At 69.3% G+C, this 19,975-nt stretch carries 15 protein-coding genes; 10 read left to right on the top strand and 5 right to left on the bottom strand.

Features of this window, described 5'->3' with window-relative positions; translation table 11 throughout:
- Positions 1 to 41: 41 nt before the first annotated feature.
- From BM066_RS08430 to BM066_RS08405, 6 genes are all read left to right on the top strand, one after another.
- Positions 42 to 1,190, top strand: a complete 1,149-nt coding sequence (locus BM066_RS08430) for a glycosyltransferase family 4 protein (protein ID WP_177218409.1) — start codon at positions 42 to 44, stop codon at positions 1,188 to 1,190.
- A gap of 48 nt (positions 1,191 to 1,238) precedes the next feature.
- Positions 1,239 to 2,561 (top strand): O-antigen ligase family protein, encoded by a 1,323-nt coding sequence (locus BM066_RS08425; protein ID WP_089926232.1) that lies wholly within the window; start codon positions 1,239 to 1,241, stop codon positions 2,559 to 2,561.
- 60 nt (positions 2,562 to 2,621) lie between these two features.
- Positions 2,622 to 3,887 carry an MATE family efflux transporter gene (locus tag BM066_RS08420; protein WP_089926229.1) on the top strand — a complete coding sequence of 422 codons (1,266 nt, stop codon included), beginning with the start codon at positions 2,622 to 2,624 and terminating at the stop codon, positions 3,885 to 3,887.
- Positions 3,884 to 4,900, top strand: coding sequence for a glycosyltransferase family 2 protein (locus BM066_RS08415; protein ID WP_089926226.1), 1,017 nt, complete (start codon positions 3,884 to 3,886; stop codon positions 4,898 to 4,900). Before BM066_RS08420 ends, BM066_RS08415 begins: the two co-directional genes overlap by 4 nt.
- A complete protein-coding gene (locus tag BM066_RS08410) occupies positions 4,893 to 6,839 on the top strand; it encodes an acyltransferase family protein (RefSeq protein WP_089926224.1) in 1,947 nt (648 codons plus the stop codon). Before BM066_RS08415 ends, BM066_RS08410 begins: the two co-directional genes overlap by 8 nt.
- 81 nt (positions 6,840 to 6,920) lie before the next feature.
- Positions 6,921 to 8,369, top strand: a complete 1,449-nt coding sequence (locus BM066_RS08405; protein ID WP_018061179.1) for an oligosaccharide flippase family protein — start codon at positions 6,921 to 6,923, stop codon at positions 8,367 to 8,369.
- A gap of 1 nt (position 8,370) precedes the next feature.
- Here BM066_RS08405 and BM066_RS08400 read toward each other — a convergent pair whose 3' ends face one another.
- On the bottom strand, positions 8,371 to 9,399 hold the full coding sequence (locus BM066_RS08400; protein ID WP_089926221.1) for a glycosyltransferase family 2 protein: 1,029 nt from the start codon (positions 9,397 to 9,399) through the stop codon (positions 8,371 to 8,373).
- Between the two features lie 75 nt (positions 9,400 to 9,474).
- A complete protein-coding gene (locus tag BM066_RS08395; RefSeq protein WP_018061083.1) occupies positions 9,475 to 10,311 on the bottom strand; it encodes a heparin lyase I family protein in 837 nt (278 codons plus the stop codon).
- A 165-nt stretch (positions 10,312 to 10,476) separates the two neighbouring features.
- Here BM066_RS08395 and BM066_RS08390 point away from each other — a divergent pair, with 165 nt between their 5' ends.
- The 3 genes from BM066_RS08390 (at position 10,477) to BM066_RS08380 (ending at position 14,978) form a co-directional block, all read left to right on the top strand.
- Entirely contained in the window at positions 10,477 to 11,643 is a 1,167-nt protein-coding gene (locus tag BM066_RS08390; RefSeq protein ID WP_177218408.1) for an acyltransferase family protein, read from the top strand.
- 61 nt (positions 11,644 to 11,704) lie between these two features.
- The gene (locus BM066_RS08385) at positions 11,705 to 12,775 is read left to right on the top strand and encodes a glycosyltransferase family 4 protein (RefSeq protein ID WP_089926215.1); all 1,071 of its coding nucleotides are present in this window, start codon (positions 11,705 to 11,707) and stop codon (positions 12,773 to 12,775) included.
- Between the two features lie 169 nt (positions 12,776 to 12,944).
- Positions 12,945 to 14,978, top strand: coding sequence for an acyltransferase family protein (locus BM066_RS08380; RefSeq protein ID WP_018061286.1), 2,034 nt, complete (start codon positions 12,945 to 12,947; stop codon positions 14,976 to 14,978).
- Positions 14,979 to 16,385: 1,407 nt separating this feature from the next.
- Here BM066_RS08380 and BM066_RS08375 read toward each other — a convergent pair.
- The gene (locus BM066_RS08375) at positions 16,386 to 17,468 is read right to left on the bottom strand and encodes an acyltransferase family protein (RefSeq protein ID WP_018112991.1); all 1,083 of its coding nucleotides are present in this window, start codon (positions 17,466 to 17,468) and stop codon (positions 16,386 to 16,388) included.
- A gap of 254 nt (positions 17,469 to 17,722) precedes the next feature.
- On the opposite strand from BM066_RS08375, the gene BM066_RS08370 reads away from it, so the two are divergent.
- Positions 17,723 to 18,862 carry a glycosyltransferase family 4 protein gene (locus BM066_RS08370; RefSeq protein WP_089926212.1) on the top strand — a complete coding sequence of 380 codons (1,140 nt, stop codon included), beginning with the start codon at positions 17,723 to 17,725 and terminating at the stop codon, positions 18,860 to 18,862.
- Between the two features lie 37 nt (positions 18,863 to 18,899).
- Here the strand turns inward: BM066_RS08370 and BM066_RS08365 are convergent, their stop codons facing one another.
- Both BM066_RS08365 and BM066_RS08360 read right to left on the bottom strand, forming a co-directional pair.
- The gene (locus BM066_RS08365; protein WP_029589444.1) at positions 18,900 to 19,379 is read right to left on the bottom strand and encodes a glycosyltransferase; all 480 of its coding nucleotides are present in this window, start codon (positions 19,377 to 19,379) and stop codon (positions 18,900 to 18,902) included.
- Complete coding sequence (locus BM066_RS08360) at positions 19,376 to 19,855, bottom strand: glycosyltransferase family protein (protein WP_218150899.1); 480 nt, start codon at positions 19,853 to 19,855, stop codon at positions 19,376 to 19,378. Before BM066_RS08360 ends, BM066_RS08365 begins: the two co-directional genes overlap by 4 nt.
- Positions 19,856 to 19,975: the final 120 nt, after the last annotated feature.

Below are 19,975 nucleotides of genomic sequence, written 5' to 3'. Positions count from 1 at the left end.
AAAACGCTTCCTCCGCGGCTCTTCCATCCGAGAGCCGGCCGGTGACCCTTCAGGCCGTCTCCGGGCCCCCTCACGCGTCGCTTTCCACCGCGCGCAGGGTCATCTTCCTGGTCTCGCATTCGACGCCCGGCGGCGCCCAGGAGATCTGGGCCAACCTGGCGGAAGGATTGCGGGCGCGCGGCCATCAGGTGATGCTCGCGGCGCTCTATCCTGGCGACGCCCCCGCCCAGGAAACCGCCCCCCCGGCCGCCTGGACCTATGTCGTGCCCGAAAGACCGGCGTCGCTGGGCGCCAAACTGGCCATGGTCCGCGACCTGGCGCGCCTGTTCGACGCGTTCCAGGCCGACGTCGTGTTCACGGCCCTGCCCGCCGCCAATGTCCTGGCGGCGATCGCCGCCACCCTGGCTCATCGACCGGTCCGGGTGGTCATTTCGCACCACACGCCGTCCGACACCTACAACCGCGCCCTGAACCTGATCGACGGCCTGACCGGTTCCCTGGCCAGCGTCGCCCACGTCGTGGGCGTGTCCGAGGCGGTGCAGCGCACGCACCGCGGCAAGCCGGCGGCCTATCGCGCCAAGCTGATAACCATCAAGAACGCCCTGCCGCCCGATATCGAAGCGAGGATCGCCCGCCTGGCGGAGGCGCGCCAAGGTCGCCGGACCGGGCGTCAGGTCGTCGCCATCGGCCGGCTGGCCGAGCAGAAGAACTATCCGGTCCTGATCCGCGCCGCCGCGCACATGCCCGACGTCGTCGTGCGCATCGTCGGCGATGGATCCGAGGCGCCGGCGCTGCGGGCGCTGGCGGTCGAGCTCGGCGTGGCCGATCGTGTCCAGTTCCTCGGCTTTCATCCCCGCGCCGAGGCGCTGGAGGTCCTGGCTAGGGGCGACGTGTTCGTTCAACCCAGCCTGTTCGAGGGCCATAGCCTGGCTCTGATCGAAGCGGCCAAGCTGGGCCTGCCGCTGGTGGTCTCCGATGCGCGGGTCCAGGTCGAGGGCGTCTCAGGGCCCGACGGCGCGCTCTGCGGCGTCGTGGTGGGCGTGCATGACGACCGGTCGCTGGCGCGCGAAATCCTGCGGCTGCTGGACGACCCCGCTCACTATGCCGCCGCCGCCGCGCGCGCGACCGCCCTGGGCGCGGCGGCGACCTACGGCGCCATGATTACGTCCTACGAACGGCTCATGGCCTGAGCATGGCGGGCGCACATCGAAACCTCAGCCGCAACAGGAGGGCGTGACATGGCGGAAACCGGTGAGCGTCGACGCAGGACAGGCCCCCGGCCGTTCCTGATCCCGGCGGCCTACATCCTGTTCGTGCTGCTGAGCTTGATGGTGGTCGCGCCGATCATCACCACCGGCGGCCCGATGACCGGCAGCGGGAACATCTTCCGGCAGGTCACCTACGCCATCCTCTTCGCCGCCACCCTGTGGGCGGTCGGCGTCTTCCAGCAATGGCGAAAGCTGCTGATCGTGCCGATGACGCTGATGTTGGCGGTCGGCTGGTGCTGGCTGAGCCTGACCTGGGCGATCGACCCGCTGATCAGCTCTCGCCGCCTGCTTCTGACCACGATGATCATCTGGACGATCTTCCTCGTGGTCGACGATTGCGGCTACGACCGGACGATCAAGACGCTGATGATCTTCCTGACCGCCCTTCTCGTGGCCAACTACGTCGCGATCGCGGTTTCGCCGTCGGCCGTGCACAGCCTGGCCGACTCAATGGACAAGGGCCTGGTCGGCGATTGGCGCGGCCTGCTCCCGCAAAAGAACTTCACCGGCGCCATCTGCGCCATGACCATCCTGATCTTCACCTTCGGCGGCCAACGCATGTGGCTGGCGCTGCGGCTGGCCATCATCGTGGCCACGGCCTACTACTTGTTCCGCACCCAGTCGAAAACGTCGATGGGCATGCTGGTCACCGCCCTGGTGTCAGGCGCGATCGCCCTGCGGTTCAAGCCGAAATACCGGATCGCGCTGATCCCGGTCCTGCTGATCGGCAGCATCATCGCCATGATGAGCTCGCTTAAATGGTGGGATGAAATGCTCGGCCCGTTCCAGCGCAAGGACGCCCTGACCGGCCGGGGGGAGATCTGGCCGTACCTGTTCAACTACGCCAAGGACCATCCGTTCACCGGTTCCGGCTACGGTTCGTTCTGGAACATCGGCGAAAACAGCCCCGTCTATCAGTACACCAAGAACTGGGTCAGCGAGCTGGGCAACGGCCATAACGGCTATATCGACCTGCTGGTCCAGGTCGGCGTGCCGGGTCTGATCCTGGCGGTCGTCGCCACGATCATCGCACCCGCCGCTCGACTGCTGAGCACCAGTGTCGCCGGACGATCGCAGGTGGCCCTGCTGGTCGCCATGCTGGTGTTCTGCGCCGGCCACAACATGACCGAGTCCAGCCTGCTGGAGCGCGACACGATCATCGAGGTCTTCCTGATGTTCACCATCGCCCTGACCGGCGTGATCACGCGCCGCCCCTCGAAGCCGGTTCGCGCGTCGTCGCCGGAACGACGCGAGGGGTCATCTTCGCGCCGCAGATCGACGGTCCGCGCCTGATCCGGGCCGACAGCCATGCCCGCCCCTGATCCCGCATCGCCGCGACCTCCCCTGGCGCGCATGGTCGCCAGGACCGTGCGCTACGGATTGGCGTCCGTCGGGCCGGTCGGCAGCGCCGGCGCCCAGTTCGTGCTGTCCGTGCAACTGCTGCACGTGCTGGACCCGGGCGCGTTCGGGGCCTTCTCGTTCCTGCTGGTGGCCTCCCAGTTCAGCCTGGGACTGTGGAGCGCGCTGTTCTGCGCGCCCATGCCGATCCTGCTGTCGGGCGACGAAGCACGCGACGGCCCGATGCGCCGATGCCTGATGTCGACAAACCTGTGGCTGGCGATCTTCGCCTTCGCGGTCTTCGCCGTGCTGGGGGTGCTGCTGCACGCCGATCCCGCCGCCAGCCTGCTGTTCGCCGCCTACGCCATGGCGATGCTGCTGCGCTGGTTCGCGCGGGCCTACGCCTACGCGACGGGCCGGCCATGGCGGACGATGACGTCGGACATCATCTACACCATCGTGCTGCTGGCCGGCGTCGGCCTGGTGGCCGTCACCCACGCCAGCTCGGCCGCGCCGGCCTATGCCAGCCTGCTAACGGGAGCGGCGCTGAGCCTGGCGCCGTTCGGACCCCGCTATCTCAAGCAACAGTTCGGCGAGGTCTCGCTCAAGGCCTCGGCCGCCTATGCGCGGGTCTGGCGCGAGCATTCGGGCTGGTCGCTGACCGGCGTGCTGACGACCGAGGCCACCGCCAACGCCCACGCCTATATCGTCACCCTGATCAGCGGCGCGACCGCCTTCGCCCCGCTGGCCGCCAGCGCCCTGCTGATGCGGCCGATCAGCGTGGTCACCAACGCCCTGACCGAGTTCGAACGCCCCCAGATGGCCCGGCAGCTGGCGCAGGACCACGGACGCGAGGCGCTGGCCACCATGCGGTTCTTCCGGATCATGCTGATCGTCGCCTGGACGGCCACGGTGGTCGCGGCGCTGGCGCTGATGCGCTATGGGCCAGGGCTTCTGTTCCCCACACGCTACGACAGAAGCTATCTGATGATCGGAACCCTGCTGTGGCTGGCCATCGCCGGCGTGCGCACGGTGCGGACAGCCGAGAGCGTCCTGCTGCAGGCGGCCGGTCAGTTCAGGCCCCTGGCCCACGCCAGCATGATCTCGTGCGGCGTTTCCCTGATCGGGGTCCTGGCGCTGCTGCTCCTGGGCGGCCCGCTCTATTCCCTGGTCGGCGTGCTGCTGGGCGAGGCGGTCTTCGCATTGTGGATCTGGCGGGAGACGGCGCGCTGGCGAAGCGGGACCGAACAAACCGTCGCCCCGGCGGAGCTCCCCTCATGAAGCTGACCATCGGCGTCAAGGCCTTGAACGAGGAGCGGCGCATCGCCGAGGCGCTGACCAGCGCCCTGCGCGCGGCCGAACCGTTCGGCGGCGAGGTGGTCCTGGCCGATTCCGGCTCCACCGACAGGACCCTGGAAATCGCCTCGGCCCTGCCGGTCCGCATCGTCCAGCTGGCCGATCCGTCCGAGCGTTCGTGCGGGGCCGGCGCGCAGTTGGCCTTCCAGCAGGCGGACGGCGACTACTTCTATCTGCTGGACGGCGACATGGTGCTGGACCCCGGCTTCCTGCCCGCCGCCATCGCCCACCTGGAGGCGCATCCGGAGCTGGCGGCGGTCGGCGGCCTGGTCCGCGAGATGAACGTCGAGGGGCACGAGTTCCAGATCCGGGCCGCCGCCGTGAACAACGACCGCAACTGGCGGCCCGGCCTCGTCGACCGCCTCGACTGCGGCGGCCTCTACCGCGTCTCGGCCGTCCGCCAGGTCGGCCACTTCGCCGATCGCAACCTGCACGCCTTCGAAGAGTTCGAGCTGGCCGCGCGGCTGGGCGCCCAGGGGTGGAAGCTGGCGCGAATCGACCACCCCGCCGTCGACCACTACGGCCACCAGACCGAGGGCTACCGCATGCTCTGGCGGCGGTTGAAATCCGGCTACGCCGGCGCGGCCGGCGAGGTCCTGCGCGGCGCGCTGGGCCGGCCGCACCTGCCGCTCGTGCTCCGCCGCCTGGGCCACATCCGCAACGGCCTGGCGGTGATGGCCTGGTGGGCGCTGCTGATCGCCTGCCTGGTCGCCCCCCTGCCGCTGGCGGCGCGCGCCGCGGCCTTCGCCCTGCTGCTGCTGGCGCCCTTGGCGCTGTTGAGCTGGCGACGCGGCTCGCCCGGCCTGGGGGTCTATTCCCTCGTCGCCTGGAACGTGGGCGCCTGGAGCCTGATCACCGGCTTCTTCCGGCGACGGACCCCGCCGGCCCGGGCGCTCGACGCGGTCACCCTCGCCGTTCCCGCCCGCCAGGATGACTGATCCGACCGGGCCGCCGCGGACCACGGGCGTCCGCGCCGACATCCAGGCCCTGCGCGCCCTGGCCGTCCTGCTGGTCGTCGTCGACCATGCCCGTCTGGTCTACCTGCCCGGCGGCTTCCTGGGCGTCGACATCTTCTTCGTGATCTCCGGCTACCTGATGATGCGGATCATTGAGGGCGAGATCGACGCGGGGCGGTTCAGCTTCCGAAGCTTCTACGCCCGGCGCGTGCGACGCCTGCTGCCGGCGGCCTATTCGACCCTGGCGGTCACCGCCGCGGCCGCGCCCTTCCTGCTGGACGTCTTCGAGAACGCCAAGTTCGTCCAGCAACTGGTCGGCGCCTTCACGTTCACGACCAACATGATCCTGTGGCGGCAGATCGACTACTTCGACAGCGGCGCGGCGCTCAAGCCCCTGCTGCACATGTGGTCTCTGGCCATCGAGGAGCAGTACTATCTCGCCCTTCCCCTGCTGGCGGTGCTGTGTCCCCGGCGGTTCCGCCTGCCCGCCGTCCTGCTGCTGACGATCGCCAGCGCGGCGCTCTGCCTCTACGCCGTGCAGCGCAGCCCCTCGGCGGCGTTCTATTTCCTGCCGACCCGGGCCTGGGAGCTGGGCGCCGGCTCGGCCGCCGCCCTGATCGCCCGGCGCGGCGTCACGCTGGAGCGGATCAGCCGCTGGGCGCGACCGGCCTGCGCCCTGGTCCTGCTGGTCACGCCGTTCATCGCCACCGAGCGCGGCCACCCCGGGCTCGCCGCCATCGTCGTCTGCCTGGCCACGGCCGTCCTGCTGGTCAGCGGCCAGACGGTGCGCCCGGCCGGACCGCTGGCCCCGCTGATCCCGATCGGCGACCGCTCCTACTCGCTCTATCTGGTGCACTGGCCGCTGTTCGCCTTCGCCAACAACGTCTTCGTCGGCCCCGTCCCGTGGAGCGTCAACGCGCTGCTGCTGGCCGCCAGCTTCGGCCTCGCCGCGCTCCAGTACAGCCTGGTCGAGCAACCGCTGCGGCGCTTCAAGGTGGACGCGAGAGCGATCGCCGTGCTGGTCGCCATCCCCACGGTGGCGGTCGCCGCCTCGGTGCTGTGGGCCCGCCACACGCCGCATCCGAATCTGCCGGACCGGGAATGGAACGTCGGCCTGGACGAGCGCTGCGTGTTCAAGGACGACTTCCAGCGCGACCCCGCTTGCCAGAGCGCGCCCCACGCCCGGACCCTGGTCTGGGGCGACTCGTTCGGCATGCACCTGGCCGGCGGCCTGGCCGAGACGTCGCCCGGCGGCGTGGCCCAGGCGACCCGCACCGTCTGCGGGCCGTTCCTCGACATCGCCCCGATCAACGGCGCGCTCTATCGCCGACCCTGGGCGGAAAGCTGCCTGCGCTTCAACCGCCAGGTGCTCGACGACCTGGCTCGGCGGCCCGAGATCGACACGGTGGTCCTGTCCAGCGCCCTGACCCAATACGTGCGCGGGGCCGAGGACGGCGACTGGCGCGTGCTGGCCCGGACGCCGGACGGGCTGGTAGATCTCCCGCAGGACGACGCCCGGCTGCTGACCGGCCTGGCCCGCACCGTCGACGCCCTGCGCCGCCAGGGCAAGCGCGTGGTGCTGGTCGCGCCGCCGCCCTCGGCGTCCTACAATATCGGCCGTTGCGTCGACCGCCTGCACGCCGGGCTCTGGTCGGTGCTTCCGACCGCCGACTGCGCCATCGACCGCGGCGAGTACTGGCGGCGGCGCGCCCCGGTGCTGAAGTTCCTGGCGGAGGTCGAACGGCGGAAGATCGTTCCGGTCATCGGCTTCGACCAGGTTCTTTGCGACGCCGACCGATGCCAGGTCGAGACCGCCGGCCGCGCGCTCTATCTCGACAACGATCATTTCAGCCAGTCGGGGTCACGCGTCGTGGCGCGGCGCATGAATCTGGGCGATCAGGTCCGGAAGCAGGCCCGATGACCTCGACGGCGCGCCCCGATCGCCGTATCCCCGGCGGGGCGTCGACCGCCGACGATCGCGCGCAACCGGAGCCCCCGCCCGATGTCCATTAGGCGCAATCTGATTTGGAGCGCCGGGGCGCAGATCCTGTTCTTCGGTCTGCAGTTCGGCACCCAGATCGTCGTCACGCGCCTGCTCTCGCCGTACGAGGTGGGGGTGTACGCCGTGGCCCTGTCCACGAACGGCCTGTTGGCGACGCTGCAGACCTTCAGCCTGCTGAGCCTGCTGGTGCGCGAGCGGGAGCTGGATGCGGCGTTGGTCGACACCGTCTTCACGGTCAACGCCGCGCTGAACATCCTGCTGGCCCTGCTGGTCTACGCCGCCAGCTTCGTCGCCGCGCGGGTCTATGCCGAACCCGGGGTGGAATCGGTCATGGCCCTGATCGCCGTCGCGCCGCTGGTCGGCATCTTCGAGCTGCGCCCATCCGGCCTGCTGCAGCGCGAACTGCAGTTTTCCAAGATCGCCATGGCCTCGGCCGGCAAGGCGGCCGTGGCGTCGGGCGTCACGATCCTGAGCGTGCTGGCCGGCCACAGCTATATGAGCATGGCCTGGGGGAACCTGGCGGGCGCGATCACCGCCGTGGTGATCGTCAACGCCTTCGGCTTTCGTCACTTCGCCCTGCGCCTGAGCCTGGCGCGCTGGCGAACGGTGATGACCTTCGGCCTGCGGATGGTGGCGATCGGCGGGGTCAACACGCTGTCGACCCGTCTGGGCGAGCTGATCCTGGGGCGCATCCTGGGCTTGAGCGCCCTGGGCCTCTTCTCGCGCGCCGCCTCACTGCACAGCGTGATCTGGGACAACATCCACACGGTCTTCACCAAGGTGGTGTTCGCCGACCTGGCCGAGCAGCAGCGCAAGACCGGCTCGCTGCGCGAGGCCTATCTGGGCGTGCTGGCCAACATGACCGCCCTGCTCTGGCCCGCCTTCGCCGGCATCGCCGTGCTGTCGGGACCGCTGGTCCACCTGCTCTACGGTCCCAAATGGGCCGGGGCCGCGCCGTTGCTGTCGATGCTGGCCCTGGCCGGCGTGCTCCTGACCTGCGTGACCATGACCTGGGAGGTGTTCGTCATCCGCGACGAGACCAAGCTGCAGGTCAAGATCGAGTACCGCCGCGCGGGGCTGAGCCTGGCCTGTTTCACCGGCGGCGCATTCGTCGGCGGCCTTCTGGGCGCCGCGGCGGCGCGCCTGGTCGACGCGGCGACGGCGATCCTGATGTACCGCCCGCCCCTGGCGCGGCTGACCGAAACCACCACCGCCGACGTCGTGCCGATCTACGGCCGGTCGTTCCTGCTGGCCCTGGCGGCGGTCGCGCCGGCCGGCGCGCTGATGCTGGCCGTCCATGGCGATCCGGCCACGCCGCTCTGGCAGGTGGCCGCCGCCGTCGTCCTGGGCGTGGCGCTCTGGGCCGTCACCCTGGTGCTCTGCCGCCACCCCCTGGTGGAGGAAGGCCGCCGCCTGACGGCCCGGCTCGTCCGTTCGCGCCCCGCCTAGCTCACCCCGGCGAATAGCGCCCGCCCGCCGCGGCGACGAGCAGGTTGCGGGCCCGGTCGCCCCGGCCGGCGCGCAGCTCGCGAACCACCGCCCGGCCCAGGTTCGGCAAGGCCAGCGGCAGCAGCCCCGGATGGTGCCGCCGCAGGAAGCGGAACTTGCTCCGGGTCAGGTAGAAGTCCGACAGCATCGAGGATTGGCCCTCGTCGCTGGTTCCGATCGACATGCCGACTCGGTGATAGACCTTGGCCGCGTCGCAATAGCCCAGGCGGAAGCGGCCCGCGGCCCGCGCCGCCCAGTCGATCTCCTCCCAGTACAGGAAATAGCCCTCGTCCATATAGCCGACGGTCTCGATCAGGGTCCGCCGCACCAGGGCCGCCGCGCCGTTGACGTAGCTGAGCTGGGCTTCGATCGCCGCCGCGTCGACCGGGGCGTCAGCCGGGGTTCCCTTGCCCAGCAGCTCGCAGCGGGCCCGGCCGCGCAGGAAGCGCCCGCCGCCCAGCGACTGCACGCGGTCCGGCCTTTCCAGATAGACCACCTTCGCGCCGCAGATGCCGATGGCCGGATCCTCCGCCATGCGTTCCAGCAGGCGGGTCAGGGCGTCGCGCTCCACCAGGGTGTCGTTGTTGAGGATCCAGACGTATTCCACGTCGGGTTCGGCCAGGGCCAGGCGGGCGCCGACATTGTTGCCCGCCGCATAGCCGCCGTTGCGACCGGTCTGGACCACCCAGAGCCGGCGGGTCGCGTCGTCGCCGCGCGGCGGCGTGGACAGGTTCGGAGTTTCAAGTGCGGCCAGAACGAAGGGCCGCATCCCGCGGGCGGCGCGCTCCTGGTTGATCGTCGGGAGATGCTCGGCCAGGCCGGACTGGATCGCCTCGAAGGATCCGTCGCCGGAGGCGTTGTCGCAGACGACGATGTCCAGGTTCTCATGGTCCAGCCGCGCCGCGCTCAGCGCGCACTGGACGGTGTCGGCGGCCGCCCGCCAGTTGAGAATGATCGCGGCGGCGCGGGGATTGGCTTGGCCTTGCGTCACGCGAATCCCACCGTCATCTGGATCGTCCACCTCGTCGCCGCCGATGCGGCCTCGCCGAACCTACAAGCCCAGTCCCTAGAGAGGCTTGATGCTCAAATTCCTGAAATTGGCGGCGAAGGGCTCCCTGGAGGACTCCCGGTAGACGCCTTCCTTCCAGTACGGCCCGACGATGTCGTCGAAGCCCAGCGGGCCGTGATAGTCGACCAGCTGGCGGCCGTCGCGAAAGACCTGCAGGAAGCCGTCGCCGGCCGGGCCGAACTTCACCCGGACGCGCATCCGGTACCAGTGGCCGCGCTTGATCGGCTGGCTGTCGGTGTAGTGGGCGCGATAGGTGGTGGTCTCGCGGCTGGCCACGCGGTTGGGATCGTCGCGCGTGATGACCCGCATGCGCTCGCCGACCATCTCGATCGCGAAGGGAGGGCTGTGCCCGGGCTCGCCAGGGTCGGGCGTCGACTGGATCTGGGTGAGGGTCATCCAACCGGCCGTGTTGGGCGGCCCCGGCTCGATCATCAGGTTGAAGGCGACCTCGTAGGGCCGGTCCAGCTTCATCCGCAGGGACGTCGCGATCTCGGACCGCTCCTTGACCTTGCCGTCGCCGGGCAAGCTGTCGCCGGGGCGAACCTCGAAGCGGACCCGCGAGCCCTTGACGGCGTAGTTCCACGGCTGGCCGGCGTTCTGCACCTGGAACCGCGGGTTTTCGGCCTGGATCAGTTCCGGATTGCTTTCGGTGCGCAGGTGGCGCGGCACCGACTTGAGCGCGTCGGCCGCCTCGCCGACGACGTCCCGCCCCTCCTGCATCGACATCGCCGCCGCCGCCACGATCGAGCCGAGGGCCAAGGTCCCGCCCAAAATCAATGCGATCCATCGGCGCGACCGCTTCCGTTCGGCGGCATGAGTCTTGAAGTCAGACATGGAGCCTCGCCTGAAAACGGGCGTGAAATGTCCCTATCGGAACTTCGTCTAAACCGCCGCCAGTCACTACAACGCACGACTTTCGCATATACGATCTTAAAAATGACCATCGCCAGCAGAACGGGCAATCACCGCCAAGCTTGGATGGAGGGACAGAGACCTATAATGGCCCGCTCCGAAGGCAACAAATTGATTTCCCTGGAAGCTGGACGCTTTTTCGCCGCTCTCGGGGTCATGCTGTTCCACTATACCGGCGTGATCGCGGACTTCCGCGGCGTGACGGTCTTCGGCGACATCTTTCGGCCCGGCCACGTGGGCGTTCCCTACTTCTTCGTACTGAGCGGCTTCATCATCTATCACGTCCATCGCGCCGATTTGGGACAGGCCGGCGCGCTGGGACGGTTCGTCGTGAAGCGGGCCGTCCGCCTGTTTCCGATGTTCCTGGCCGTTTCGCTGGCCATGCTGCTGGCCTTCCTGGTCAGCCCGTCGATGGCCGGCCAACGCGAACTGACGCCGCTGGGCGTGGCGGCCGACCTGCTGCTGCTGCCGCACGCCGACGCCATCCTGTCGATCTCCTGGACCCTGCGCCACGAAATGGTGTTCTACGCCCTGTTCGCTCTGGCCCTATGGTTCGGCCCCAAGGCGTTCTGGGCCATCGGGGCCTGGATCGCGATCAGCATCGCCGCCGGCCTCTACGCCCTGGCCGCCGGGGTGGACACGGTTCGCTGGATGGGGTCCTGGTCGGTGGTGGCCAGCACGCTGAACCTGGGCTTTGGCCTGGGCATGATCGTGGCGGCCAACACCAACGCGCCCGCCGCCTCGCGGCCTTGGCCGCTGATCGGCCTGGGCGGCGGCCTGACGCTGCTGCTGTGCGCGATCGAGTGGACGTTCGGCCGGGGCGTTGCGCACGGCGTCGACGTCCTGGGTCCGTTCGGCACGATCGGCCTGCTGCTGGGCGCGGCGGCGCTGATCAGCGGCTTGGCCCGGCTGGAGGCGACCTGGACCGTGCCGGCGCCCGGCTTCTGGAAGGCGGCCGGCGGCTCGTCCTACGTGCTCTATCTGATCCATCAGCCGCTGGCCTCCCTGGCCCTGCGCCTTCTGAAGCGCCTGCCCCTGTCGCCGGAGGTCATGTTCGCGGTCCTGGCGGTCTCGGCCGTGGCGACGGCCCTGGTCATCCACCTGACCGTCGAGAAGTGGCTGCTCAAGCGCCTGTCCGCCCTCGGCCGCCACCCCAAGGCCGTGATGAAGGACGCGCCGCCGGCCGTGGCGCCGCCCCCGAACGCCGGCTTCGCCTTGACGACCCCGCAGCCGCCCGGGCAAAGCCAGGGATAGGCCCGCTGTTTCCGTCCCTTCCCCGCCGAAGACACGCCCCGCCTAGAGCACGGACGCCCCAGTGAAAACAACACGAGTCGCGATCGTCATCCCCGAAGGTCTTTCGGGCCGCGGCGGGATCGTGCGCGTGACGGCGTACCTGACGCGTCACATCCAGGCGCACATTCCCGATATCGAGACGCACGTCTATCGCTCGCGATACAGCGACAACGCCTTGCTCAAGCACCTGACCGCCCCGTTCGCCCTTGCGGCCTTCGCGGTGAAATGCGCGACCGGACGCATCGACGTCGCGCATCTCAACGTCGCGCCGCGCGGATCGACCCTGCGCAAGCGGTTGTACCAGGCCGTGGCCAAGGCCCTGGGCCTGCGGACGGTCCTGCACCTGCACGGCAGCGGCTACGACCAGTACTACGCGGACCTGCCGGCCGGGCGCCAGGCCGGCGTGCGGGCCTTCTTCGCGCGGGCCGACGCGGTCGTCGCCCTGGGCGACCACTGGAAGCGGTTCATGCTGACCGACCTGCGGCTGGCGCCGGCCAGGGTGGTCGAGATTCCCAACGGCGTGCCGGCCGCCCTTCCCATCGCGCGCGCCCCGAACGCCACCCCGGCGATCGCCTTCCTGGGAGAGGTGGGCCATCGCAAGGGCGTGGACGTCCTGATCGACGCCCTCGCCCGGCTCAAGGCCGAAGGCCTGGCGTTCACCGCCACGATCGGCGGCAACGGCGACCTGGAGACGGCGCGCGCCCAGGCCGCGCGAGCCGGTGTGATGGATCGGATCGTCTTCCTGGGCTGGGTGGACGAGGCGGGCGCCGACAAGGTGCTGCGGGCGGCCGACCTGCTGGTCCTGCCCTCTCGCGCCGAGAACCAGCCGGTGGCGATCCTGGAAGCGATGGCGCGCGGGCTTCCTGTCGTCGCCACCCGGATCGGCGGCATTCCCCAGCAGGTTCTCGACGGCGAGACCGGCCTGCTGGTCGAGCCCGACGACGCGGCGCAGCTAGCCCAGGCCCTGGCGGCCCTGATCCTGTCGCCCGAGCGGCGCGCCGCCTACGGCCAGGCGGGACTGCGGCGGTTCGAGGCCCATTTCTCGGTGACCGCCTGCGCCGAGCGGTTCGCCGAACTCTATAGGTCGCTGTGACCGCATCCGCCGCCCGCGCCCGACTTCGTGCCAGGGGAGGCGTCGCGCCCAAGGCGCGGGCGGCCGCGCGCGATTTCCGCCCCGACCGCATCCCGCCCACGACGCATCGACGTTGCGAAGCTGTCCACGCCTTGTCTCGCGCCCGCCGAACGAAGACAACGGGCTCCGCATGATCCAGGAAGCCACGCTAGACACGTCCCGCTCGGCCGAGCCCGATAGCGCGCCGATCGCCTGGGCCGGCGCCTACAGGCCCGATATCGACGGCATGCGCGCGATCGCGGTGCTGGCGGTGGTGGTGTTCCATGCCGGCTTCTCCGGCGTGTTCGGCGGCTTCATCGGCGTGGACGTGTTCTTCGTCATCTCCGGATACCTGATCGGCGGCCAGGTCTTCCGCGAAGCCGTCGCCGGGGAGTTCCGGTTCTCACGGTTCTACGCCCGGCGGGTGCGGCGCATCCTGCCGGCCCTCTACGTGCTCCTGGCCGTGATGTTCGGCCTGGGCGCGCTGCTGCTGACGCCGCTCGAGCTGCGGGAACTGGGCAAGGAGGCCTTCGCCGCCATCTTCGGCGCCTCCAACCTGCTGTTCTACACCGCCGGCGGCTATTTCGACCCGGCCTCCGACCATCTGCCGCTGCTGATGAGCTGGTCGCTGGGCGTCGAGGAGCAGTTCTATATCGTCTTCCCGATCCTGGTGCTGCTGTGCCTCAAGATCAGGCCGCGGCTGTTCATGCCGGTCCTGGTCCTGGGAACCCTGGTCTCGTTCGCCGGCTCGATCGTGCTGACCCACCTGAATCCCAAGGCGGCGTTCTATCTCTTGCCGACCCGCGCCTGGGAGCTGGGCCTGGGCGCGATCCTGGCGCTGTCGGAACGCCGGTCGAGCGCCTGGACTCCGCCGCGCCCGGTCGCCGACGTCGCGGCCTTCACCGCGGTGGCGGCGCTGGCGGCCGCCATGGCGCTCTATCGGCCCGCCTACGCCTTCCCGGGCTGGTACGCCCTGATCCCGACGATCGCCGCGGCGATCCTGATCGCCACTCCCGACAGCCTGCTCAATCGCAAGGTCCTGTCCTGGAGCCCCTTCGTCTTCATCGGCAAGATCTCCTATTCCTGGTACCTGTGGCACTGGCCGCTGTTCTTCCTGAACCGCATCCTGGCGCCGGACGGCAAGGGTCTGCCGCCCGCCGCCCTGCTGATCCTGTCCGTGATCCCGGCCGCGGCCTCTTGGCGATGGGTGGAACAACCCTTCCGCCGCCGCGTCCTCGGAGAGACCGCGGTCCTGGCGCGCTACGGCGTCGTCGCCGCGCTGATCGCCCTTCCCGCCCTGTTCTTCTTCCTGGCCGACGGCTGGCCCGGCCGGTTCTCGCCGGCCGTGCGACAGATGTCCCGGACCGTCAGCGAGGCCCGGACCGACCCGTGTCTGGCGCCCTACGGGGCGGTGTCGCCGCAGAATCCGGCGGCCTGCCTGCCGACTTCAGCGGCCCCTCGCGTCCTGGTGCTGGGCGACAGCCACGGCAGCGCGATCGCGCCGGGCTTCAAGGCGCTGGCGGCGCGCGAGGGCTTCGGCTTCGGCCAGATCACCAAGTCCTCGTGCCCGCCCCTATGGGGTTTCGCCCGCGAAATCCCCGGCCGTGTGGGTCATCTGGCGCAATGTCAGGCCTTCCAGCGCGAGGCCTTCGCCTATGTCGAGCGCCACCCCGAGATCGAGGTCGTCGTGCTGGCCAGCTATTGGCCCTCGGACATGATCCTGACCGACGGCAAGGGCGCGGACGTTCCGCTGGCCGACGCCCTGGACGACACCGTGGCCCGCCTGACAGCGGCCAGACGCCGCGTGATTCTGGTCGACGACGTGCCGACCTTCCGGTTCGATCCCTACGGCCGCATCGTCGGCGACCTGATCCCCGCAAGAGCGATGGCGCAGCGCTGGTTCTCGCGCACGCCCGGCGTCTTCGCCGCTCGCGGCGACGAGATCTTCGACGACCCCGCCACGGCCGTTCTGCGCTCGACGGCGAAGGCCCATCCGGCCGCGACCTTCTTCGACACCAAGGCCCGGCTGTGCGGCGCGGAAGGCTGCCGCTACGGCGCGCCCGGCGCGCTCTATTATTTCGATTTCCAGCACCTGACCGCGACCGGCGCCGGTGTGGCGACGGGCGATTTCACCTTGCGGCCCCCGGCCGCCTCGGCCGGAAATCCCACGTCTGGAACGGATTGACGCGTTGATCGCTCGGCGGCGCACACAAATCGAACTGCGCGGCGGCCCCGGCGACGTGAAAGCTCCCTGATGTTGCCTGATTTGGCGGGCACTGATACCAGTCCCGCGCGACCGAAAGTGACCGCCGCCCTGTCCTTCACCAACGCCAGCAAAGCCGATTTCGTGCAACCGACCGCCATTCCCAAGCCATGGCTGGCCAGGCTGACGACCACGGTCGCGCTGATGCTGTTCCTGGTCGCGTTCGTGGCGCACCAAGGCCGGATCAGCTTCTATGCGGGTCCCAACGGCCGCACGATCGCCCTGGGCCTTGAGTTGTTGGCCCTGGCCCTGGCCTCCGGCATCTGCATCGTCTACCGCCAGTACGGCATCGTCCTGTGGAGCGTGATCGCGACCATCTACGCGGTGTCGCAGGTCTACTGGTTCTCGGCCGCCTGGGGGGGCGACGCCAATCTCAACGCCATATCGGTCTATATCGGGCTCTTCTCCTCGGTCGTCTTCGTCGCGGCCCTGGTCAACCTCGAGCGCAAGACCCTGATCAACGCCCTGTTCGCGGTGGCCCTGGTCTACGCGCTCTTCTATTTGGCGCTGAGCCTCGGCGTCGGGGGCCTGAAGGCGCCGACGGATCCGGGCGCGGAGAAGCTGTTCATCGCCGCCGACCTGCGGCTGGGCCGCCCGTCGCGCTTCGCGATGATGTCGTCCCTGATGGTGTTCGGCCTGTGCCTGTCGTTCACCCGGGCCTTCGTCGGCAAGAAGTGGATCTATCTGCTGACCTTCGGCCTGTTCGCGGCCGGCATCTGGCTGTCCTACTTCCGCGCCGTCACGGCGGTCACGATCTTCGCGCTGGTCACCTATGTCGTGCTGCGGAACACCAAGCGGGTCGGCGTTCTCTGCTTCCTGGCCTTCTTCGTCGTTTCCCTGGTGCTGATCATCGGCCTGAACGACCAGGCGTTCCGGCCCTACGACCTGTTTGGCAACAACGATTCGTCGGCCACCATCCGCTCGCTGTCCTACGAGGCCACCAAATACTTCGTGCGGGACTACTGGCTGTTCGGCGTCGGCCTGGCCAGCAGCCGCGACGACACCATCTACCTGATGGCGACGACCACCTTCTTCTTTTCGGATATCGGCGCCGTCGGCGTTTTCTACACCGGCGGCGTCGTCGGGCTGATCATCTTCATGATCATCAGCGCCATCAGCGCCTTTTCCGGCTTCTTCCTGCAGGCCATCGGCTTCGAGCGCGCGGATGCGGACGGCCTGGCCCTGACTGGTTGCGCCTGCACCTTCCTGGGCGTCATCGCCCCGGATCTGTGGTCGGGGTCGTCGACCGTGCTGTCGGCGATCTTCATCGCCGCCTACTACGTCTATCTGAGGAACCGCTCCACGCCCGGCGCGCCATTCCGCCCCTGGCTAGGGGATGGAGTCCGGTACCCGTCCTTCGCCCCGCGCGGGGGCGCCCCAGAGTTCCAGGAAGCGCCCCCTCAGGCGCAGGAAGGGCTGCTCGACCAGAACGTAGGACAGGTGCGCGGCCACGAGTGAGGCCACGACGGTCAAGACGTCGGTCAGCCGCGAGCGCACGCCCGCGAACGAAAAGATCATCAGGATCGGATAGTGCCACAGGTAGAGGCTGTAGGACCTCTTGCCGATCCAGAGCGCGAGCGGCGACTTCAGCCACGTGACGAACGGCGCGCGGTCGTCCACCGCCAGGGCGACCAGCCAGGCGGCGCAGAGCGCCACCAGGGTGAAGCCCCCATATCCGAGCGGCGGCGCCGACCAAGGCGTCGAGACCGCGACCACCATCAGACCCAGCACCGGAACAGGCCAGAGCTTGAGCAAGATGGCCGGAAGCCGTCGCATGCCCGACAGGGCCAAGGCCGCGCCCAGCAGCAAGCCGTCGGCGCGCGTGTCCGTCCCGTTGTAGAGGCGCTCGGCGCTGGCGCCGTTCCAGGCCAGGAAGCCGCGCCAGGCCGCCAAAGCCAACATCGCCCCGACCAGCACCATCGCGTATCGCCTGCGGTCCAGGCGTCCGGCCGTGGCGTTCAGCAGCAGCGGCCAGATCAGGTAGAACTGTTCCTCCACGCTCAGCGACCAGGCGTGGCCCATGAAGCCTCCCCCGGTCCAGCCGGCCGCCCGGGCCCAGTTCATGATGCTGGCCAATGCGTAGAGCACGTTGCGCAGCTCGCCCCAGAGGTCCAGCCTCCGGGCCACCAGGGACCCCGCCAGGAGCGCCGCCACGACGAAGAGCGACACGCCCAGCAGGGCCGGCATGATCCGCAGGAAGCGTCGGGCGTAGAAGTCGCGCAGCGACGCGCGCCCGTCGCGATCGATCTCCTCGACCAGCAGGCCGGTGATCAGGAAACCGCTGATGACGAAGAAGATGTCGACGCCGATATGGCCGCCGACCAGAATCCGCGGCCCGAAGCAATGGTCGATCAGGACAGCCGACACCGCCACGGCGCGGAGCCCGTCGATCTGCGGCAGATAGCGTCCCATTCGGACTCCGAGGTCACGGAAGAGGCTCCTGACTATCGCGCCCGGGACCTGTTGAAAAGCGACGCCGCCCTGCTGGAGGCCGTGACGGCGATCCCGCCGTCCGAATGCACGCTCCAGAGGCCGGTCGCCCACGCTCACGCCGGTCGAGACCGGCCGACATTGGCGGAACGCCCGACGCGCGATAAGGCTCTGGCGGCGGTCAAGCCCGGCTCGGCCGGCGCGCCATCCTATTCGAGCATCGGGAGCTGTCACCCTTGAAGCGGATCGTCGTCTATACGCGCGCCTGGCGCTCGGGGACCGGCCTCTACGCCCAGGGCCTGGTGGAAGGCCTGGCCGCCGCGGGAAGCGATGTCCTGTTCATCGCGCCAGCCGGCTACCCGGAAGACCGCACCGCGCGGCTTGGCAACGTCCGCCGCGTCCGCCCGGTCCGGGAACTCGTTGGCGGCGGCTCGCGCCTGCACCGGGCGTTCCTTTCGCTCGCGCGGGTGGCGGGCGGTCTGGGCGCGTTGCTGGCGGCGCGCTTCACCAGCGATCGGTTCATCGTCAGCATTCCCGACCCGTTCGTCTTCGCGATCTGGCCGCTGATGCTGTTGCGGCTGACCGGCGCCAAGGTCGTCTTCGTCTGCCACGATCCCGAGCCCCACTCCTGGAGCCTGCCCCCGCGCTGGCGGTGGCTGGAGCGCGCGGGCTATCGGCTGATCTACGGTTGCGCCTCCGTGATCGCCGTGCTGTCCGAAGCCGGCCGCGCCCCGCTGATCCAGCTGTTCGGCGTGCCCGCCGGCAAGATCGTGGTGGCGCCGCACGGGGCCTTCAATGTCCCCGCCGCCGGACCGGTCCCAGGCTCCAACACCCTGCTGGCCTTCGGCACGATCCGCCGGAACAAGCAGGTGGCCCTGGCGATGGAGGCCGTCATCGCCGCCCGCGACGCCGGCTGCCCCGTCCGCATGATCGTCGCCGGCGCCAAGGATCCCAACGACCCCGCCTATCTCGACGAATGCCAGGCGATCGCCGCGCGCTGCCCCGACGGCCTGACCCTGGAGACGGGCTTCATCACGGACGAGCGCGTCAACGAACTGCTCACGGCCTGCGACGCGCTGCTGATGCCCTACACCGACTTCAACTCCCAGAGCGGCGTGGCCGTGCTGGCGGGCATGGCGGGGCGGCCGGTCATCGCCGCCCCGGCGGGCGGCATCGCCGATCTGATCGCCGCCGGCCTGGCGGCGGTCGAGATCCCTCAGCCCGTCGAACTCGACGGCGTCACCGAGTCCATCCTGGCCTTCTACGCCAAGCCTGCGGCGGAGTGGTCGGATCGCGCGGCCCGCGGCCGCGTCCTGCTGAACCAGACCCTGGCCTGGCCCCGGATCGGGCGGCAACTGGCCGGGTTGTTCGACTAAGGCCTCCGCGGAAAAGTGGAGACCGGGAGCAGGTCGCTCAGGGCCTGCTGATGAAATCGCGCAACCGGTCCGTAAAGCTGGCCGGCGCATGAGGCGGCAACCTCGCCGAGCCCGTCAATTCGGCCAAACGCGTCAGATGCTCGACCAGGCCGAGCTCGTCGGAGGCGACGTAGATGCCGGGAACGGCCTTGAAGCGCTCGGCCGTCGCCAGCTGATGGCCGTTGCGATGCTCGCCGCGCGAATGATCGCGGGGCATGATGATGATCGGTTTTCCGTATTCCAGCGCCGTCAGGATCGAGCCCATGCCCGCATGGCTGATCATGATCGTGGCGTTCAGCTGGAGCTCCCGGAACGCCTCGGGGGCGAGGAACGGGAAGGCCTTCAGCGAGCGCGGCGCGTAGGTCGAGGGGCCGATCTGGGCGACCACGTCCGACCGTCCGGTCGCGATCGCCCAGTCGTCGACCGTGCGCACCAGCCTGTCGAACGGAAGTTGGGTGCCTACGGACAGCAGTATCAAATGACCGATCCGAAACATTGCACGTCCGGATAGGCGTCCGTGAGGTGAGGCCACTGGGTCAGGCACAGATCCACGTGCTTGCGCACAAGGCGGCCGGACAGGGAGAGCTTCTCGGAATTGGCGATACTGTCGATCCAGACGGTGCGAGCGCCCAGCAGCTTGCCAAGCCGCACGGCGAAGACCCCCGGGGCGGCTCCCGTGGTCACGATGGTGGACGGGCGGAACTTCAGCACGATGAACAGCAGTTGCGCGAACATGATCAGCAACGCCAGAGGATCCGTCTGGGACCCGTCCCGCACCACGGCGACCGGCCGCCAGCCGCAAGGCGCGCGCGCGCCTTTCAGCGTGGTGACATACTGTGCGTCGAAACCCTCGAAGGCCGCGGCCAGCCGCGAGAGCTGGACCCAATGCCCTCCGGCCGACGCCACAAGGAGAAGTCTGGGCGCCGTCATGGTCGCGGGGGCCTTGTCGGGCATGACTGGCCCAACCCCAATGCTGCCTCCGCACCCAGCGGACGGTCGATCATGGCCTCATCATTCCCCAAAAGTGTTCTGCGGATCGGACGCCAAGCCTTCCTGCCGGTGAATATAAGCAAG

Origin of the sequence: Caulobacter sp. UNC279MFTsu5.1 (assembly GCF_900114015.1) — a bacterium.
GTDB lineage: Bacteria > Pseudomonadota > Alphaproteobacteria > Caulobacterales > Caulobacteraceae > Caulobacter.
Note: the sequence above shows the minus strand (reverse complement) of the source record. Positions and strands in the feature narration are given on the sequence as shown.